This window comes from Magnetococcales bacterium (assembly GCA_015231925.1).
GTDB lineage: Bacteria > Pseudomonadota > Magnetococcia > Magnetococcales > JADGAQ01 > JADGAQ01.
On record JADGAQ010000249.1, the window covers coordinates 1 to 4912 of the forward strand.

The 4912-nt window shown below is 58.5% G+C and carries 3 protein-coding genes; 1 reads left to right on the top strand and 2 read right to left on the bottom strand.

All coding sequences use genetic code 11. From position 1 onward, the window contains the following. Positions 1-69 precede the first annotated feature (69 nt). Positions 70-681 (bottom strand): transcriptional repressor LexA, encoded by a 612-nt coding sequence (gene lexA, locus HQL56_18120; protein MBF0311435.1) that lies wholly within the window; start codon positions 679-681, stop codon positions 70-72. Between the two features lie 259 nt (positions 682-940). On the opposite strand from lexA, the gene HQL56_18125 reads away from it, so the two are divergent. After that, positions 941-1363, top strand: coding sequence for a hypothetical protein (locus HQL56_18125; protein MBF0311436.1), 423 nt, complete (start codon positions 941-943; stop codon positions 1361-1363). 99 nt (positions 1364-1462) lie between these two features. Here the strand turns inward: HQL56_18125 and HQL56_18130 are convergent, their stop codons facing one another. After that, entirely contained in the window at positions 1463-4741 is a 3279-nt protein-coding gene (locus HQL56_18130) for an isoleucine--tRNA ligase (GenBank protein MBF0311437.1), read from the bottom strand. Positions 4742-4912: the final 171 nt, after the last annotated feature.

Below are 4912 nucleotides of genomic sequence, written 5' to 3' on the forward strand. Positions count from 1 at the left end.
CCCTGGGACTTTTCCTTTCGCCGTTGACACGATCATGCCGCGCTGGGCAGGGGCATGAATAGTTACCCTTCAACCTGGCTTGCGCCGATAGGAACGCATCTGCCCGGTCACCACACCCAATATCGCCACACGACCCGCCGCAAAACGCATGGGTTGCATCGTGGCATTGGCCGGCGTCAACACCACCACCGCATCCTGCAGGGAAAAGCGCTTCACCGTGGCCTCCGACCCATCCAACAGCGCCACAACGATCTCCCCGTTCTCCGCCACCGAACGCCGTTCCACCAGGATCAAATCCCCGTCCAGAATGCCGTCGTCCTGCATCGAATCCCCGGATACCCGCAGTGCAAAGGTCTCCCCCCGACCCGCCAGATAGGGAGGAACCTCCAACCACTCCATCTGCTCCGTCGCCTCAATGGGGCGTCCCGCCGCAATCACCCCCGCCAGACGCACCCGGGGCAACCCCTCATCCACCACCACCCGCACCGAGCGGTTGCGTCCGGGAACCCGCTCGATCACCCCCTGCCGTTCCAACTCCTCCAACGCCCTGGCCACGGAGTTCACCGACGCCCAACCCATGGCCTCCGCCATCTCCCGATAGGAAGGCGGTTTGCCATGCACCTCCTGATGCTGCAAAACGTAACGCAACAGCCGCTCCTGTGCCGGGGTCATCTTTTCCATGGGGCCTCCTTCTGCAATTATGTATACATCAAATATGAACAGATGTGAACATGATTTTTTCAAGCCAAACCACTCCCCCCGGATACTCCTTGCCGGGCAAGCGGCAAATTCTGCCTTCCTCGCCTGTCCCCACGGCGGAAGATTACCATAACATACGGATATAGTTCACGAATATCGATTGGCGCACTCTTTGCGGAGTCACCCTTGCACCAGCTCGTCACGCACCACGATTCGGACGAGGCAACATAGGAGAAGAGTGATGCACAGATCGTATCTCTTGCTGATCAGCGTCCTGATGCTGGCCGGCTGCAGTGAAGTCGAGCTGTCCAAACTGGACATCCGCAACGGGGTGGCTTACATGAAGGGAACCAGCGACCGCTTTTCGGGAAAAGTGGTCGCCTTCTACGAAAAAAGCGGTCTGGACGGCAAGCGGCGCATCCACCAGCAAGGCGGTTTTCACAACGGATTGAAGGATGGAACCTGGTCAACCTATCTCTGGAACGGCGACAGCAGCCAAACCGAATACGAAGAGGGGGTACGGGTCTCAACGACCTGGTACGACCACCGCAATACCCGTCGCATGTTGCAGGTCTACAAACGGGGTCAGCCGGATGGCCCCCCCATGGTCTGGGACCAGAACGGCAAACCCAACCTGAACGACCAGATCGCGCGCTTGTACTGACGCGACCTCACAGCCACGGCACACCCGGCAGGCGGTAGACTCCTGAAAAAACCGGGGTGAAGACCTCACCCCGGCAATCCCCTTTCCAATTGAAGCCGTTCAGCCCAAATAGATGGTCAAGGACTGCTGCTCCAGATCCACGCTCTCCTGGTAAACCGCATGGGGCAAGGGCTCGAACAGCAGTTCACTGACCAACACCTCCCGGCGAATCTCCGCCACGAAGGGCAGCAACTCCTGCCGCAACGCCTCCGGCATCTCCAGTCCGATGCGAATGCGGTCGGCCACGGCGATATCGCCGTTTTTGCGGGCGTTCTGCAACAGACGGATCAGCTCGCGGGTACGCCCTTCGGCCAACAACTCGGCATTCAACCGGGTATCCAGGGCCAGCAACCAGCTCCCCTCCTCGATGGCCGATACCCCTTCCGGGCTCTTGACATCAACCAAAAAAGCCTCCGGCTCGAAGGAGATCTCCTCTCCATCGAGAACCAGAACGACCGCCTCCCCACGATGCACCCGTTCCGCCACCTGACGCGCGTCCAGACTGGCCATGACCTGCTTGAACTGAGGCAAGCGCTTGCCCAGCCGTTTGCCCAGCAAGGGCAGATTGGGCCGCAACGCATAGCTGACCAGACTGGTCGAAGCCTCCAGGAAGCGTACCTCCTTGACGTTCAACTCCTCCATCAACAACCGCTGATAACGCTCGAACCGGGATTGATCGATGTCGTGGGGCAACCGAAGACTCATGCCCGCCAGAGGTTGGCGGTTCTTCATGCCCGCCTGGGCCCGAGCCGAACGCCCCATCTCCACGCACTTCAATACCCAGTCCATCTCTTCCAGAAGCGCCTGATCGATCAGGGCGACATCCGCCACCGGCCACCGGGTCAGGTGAACCGACTCACGGGCCTTGCCATCCAGGGAACGCACCAGATTCTGATACATCGACTCCGCCAGAAATGGCGCCATGGGGGCCATCAACTGCACCACCGTAACCAGGGCCTCGTAAAGCGTCAGGTAGGCGGACTGCTTGTCGGTATCGGAGCCCTCTTTCCAAAAACGCCGCCGATTGCGTCGCACGTACCAGTTGGACAACTCATCCACCACGAAACGATTCAAAACCCGAGCCGCACCGGAGGCATCATAACTCTCCAACGACTCCGTGGTGGTCTGAATCAGCCGCTGCAACCGGGAAATCAACCACCGATCCACTTCGGGACGCGCCGCCACGGGCACATTCCGGGTGAGATCGGGCTTGTCCAGATTGGCATAGAGGACAAAAAAGGCGTAGACGTTCCACAAAGTCAGAAAGTAGTCCCGTAAACAGTTGCCCAGTTGCTCGGCGTCGAAATTGATATTCTTGCCCGGAGGACTGGCGGTATAAAGATACCAGCGCAAGGTATCGGCCCCCACCTGCTGCAGCGTCTTCCAGGGGTCCACGGCGTTGCCTCGGGACTTGGACATCTTCTGACCCTTGGCATCGTTGACGAAACCCAGAACAACGCAGTTCCGGAAGGCCGGGGCATCGGGACACACCTTGGCCAGAGGACCGGGAGCCCGCCCCGCCCCGCCCGTATCGGTCAGCAAAGCCGCCAGGGCATGAAGACTGTAAAACCAGCCACGGGTCTGATCGATGGCCTCACTGATGAAATCCGCAGGGAATTGCTTGTGGAAGGTCTCCTTGTTCTCGAAGGGATAGTGCCACTGAGCGTAGGGCATGCTCCCGGAATCGAACCAGACATCCACCGTATAAGGCAGGCGCCGATAGAGCTTACCCCCCTTTTCGAAAATGATCTCATCGACATAAGGCCGATGCAGATCCAACTCCCGCAACGGACGCCCCGCCAAAGCCTCCAACTGCGCAACGGAACCCACGCAAACCCGATCCGTACCATCCTCGCTCACCCATACCGGGAAAGGCGTCCCCCAAAAACGCTCACGGGTCACGGCCCAATCGACGTTGTTCTCCAACCAGCGGCCGAAGCGCCCGTCGCGAATGTGATCGGGAACCCAGTTGATCGCCTGATTGTTGCTCAGGAGTTTGTCCTTGATGGCCGCCGTGCGAATGTACCAGGAGTTCTTGGCGTAAAAGAGCAGCGGACTGTCATCCCGCCAACAGAAGGGATAGGCATGCCGTGTTCTCTCCGCCCGAAAGATCAGGCCTCGCCGCTTGAGATCCCGCAGAATGGACTTGTCCGCCTCTTTGAAAAACTGTCCGGTATAAGGCCCCGGCGCATCACATCCCAATTCGGTCACCTCGGGATAGACCCTACCGGCCAGATCGACGGAAAAGAGGGTCGGCAGGCCATGGGTGCGCCCAACCTCCAGATCCCCGTAGGCGGGGGCGATATGCACGATTCCCGTGCCATCATCCACACTGACGAAGGGATCGAGAATCACCCGAAAGCCCGTTTCGATCTTCTCTCCGGAAGGAACACGCCCCTGCAACAACGGGGCATAACACAAACCTTGCAACGCCTTGGCGGGAAAGGAGGACAGAACCTCACAACCACCCGCCCCGAAGGTGCCGTCAAGCAGACTCGCCGCCAGGATATAATATTCCCGTTCCTCCCCGGCGTAGCCCGCATAAGGCAGACTGCGAACCAGGGCATACTCCGCTTCCGGGCTCAGGGCCAATGCCACATTGGCCGCCAGGGTCCAGGGTGTGGTGGTCCAGGCCAGAAAAGAGACCTCCCCGAAAAAATCCGCAGGAACCAGTCCGCGAGCCTGCAAATCCGCCACCTTCACCCGAAATTTGGGCCAGATGGAGGGATCGTCCACATCCTCCCGGATCCCCTGGGAAACCTCATGATCCGCCAAACTGGTGTTGCAGCGGGGACAATGCATGGTGACTTTGTAGTCCTCATACAAAAGCCCCCTCTCCCACAGATTGTGCAGAATCCACCACTCCGTCTCGATAAAATTATTCGAATAGGTGATGTAGGCATTATCCAGATCGACCCAGAAGCCGATCCGTTCCGTCATCCGATTCCAATCCTGAATATAACGAAACACCGAATCCCGACATTTGCGATTGAAAGCCTCGACCCCGAAGCGTTCGATATCCTGTTTACCCGTCGATCCGATCTCCTTTTCGATCTCGACTTCAACCGGCAAGCCATGGGTATCCCAGCCACCGCGACGCAAGACCTGATAACCCTGCATGGTCTTGAAGCGGGGGAAGAGATCCTTCACCACACGGGCGCTGACATGATGAATACCGGGGCGACCATTGGCCGTGGGCGGACCCTCGTAAAAAACATAGGGGCCCTTTGGACCCGCAAGGGAGAAGGATTGCCCAGGAATATCCCGTGCCTTCCAAAAGGCGAGGACCTCCTCTTCGAGTTCGGGAAAATTGACCTTTTGCTGAACTTCCTTGAACATCATCACCATCTCCCCTGGGCATTACCCAAACCATCCCCATCCAAAGCTTGCCATTTTGTTGGCAACCGCATGGCATGTCAACACCGTGCCAGTCGTCCAGGCTCGCCGCCGGACATCTCATTCCGTTTCTGTTTCATTTTTGCATTATTGCAGGGGTCTGGGGACCATCAT